Source organism: Mucilaginibacter flavus, assembly GCF_030409315.1.
Lineage (GTDB): Bacteria > Bacteroidota > Bacteroidia > Sphingobacteriales > Sphingobacteriaceae > Mucilaginibacter > Mucilaginibacter flavus.
On sequence record NZ_JAUFPS010000047.1, the window covers coordinates 1 to 686 of the forward strand.

The window sequence follows — 686 nt, forward strand, 5'->3', positions numbered from 1 at the left end:
AGCATAAGCGTCGGTTACGACGGAGGGCAGACCACGAAAACCGCATCTGTAGTCGTGGCAATAGATTACCACCAGTACGCGTTCGACGTATCAAACGGCAATTACGGCGGCGCGGGCCACTTTAACGTATACGACAGCAACAATGCCATTGTTGACCAGGTAAACCTGAATAACAACCAGTCCGTGGAGCTTATCCGCAACTATACGCCCGGAAATTACAAGTTTGAAATCATCAAGGACAACGCCTACGGCGGCAGCGGTGTGTCGCTGAGCATCTACCAGCTGGCAGGCTCGGCAACAAGCACGAACACTATGGTGGGCGGGCTACGGATCAAAACCATTACCCAAAGCAGCGGCAACGGCAGCCCCGATATGGTAACCAGCTATAACTATAACGACGGCCCTAGCAATTTATCCACCGGCGTGCTTTTTGGCAAGCCCACCGTGGCCCAGGTGCTTCGGAACGACATCGACAAAAACTACTACTCGGTCGATCCCAACACCCACCAGACAGGCATCTATGATAACGGCTGCCCCGTGGCCCCCGGCTCCACCTTGTCGTACCTCACTTCTGCCGGCAGCGTTCGCGCGATGAGCTCAAGCCAGGGCAGCCACATCGGCTACAAAAAGGTTACCGTGGCGCAAACGGGCAGGGGATACAGCGTATCGATGTTCAATACCGACGG

At 55.2% G+C, this 686-nt stretch carries 1 protein-coding gene; it reads left to right on the top strand.

Annotated elements, in window-relative coordinates:
- Window positions 1-54: 54 nt before the first annotated feature.
- Window positions 55-686: hypothetical protein (locus QWZ17_RS23245; protein WP_290307716.1), on the top strand; the 632-nt coding region annotated here is incomplete at its 3' end.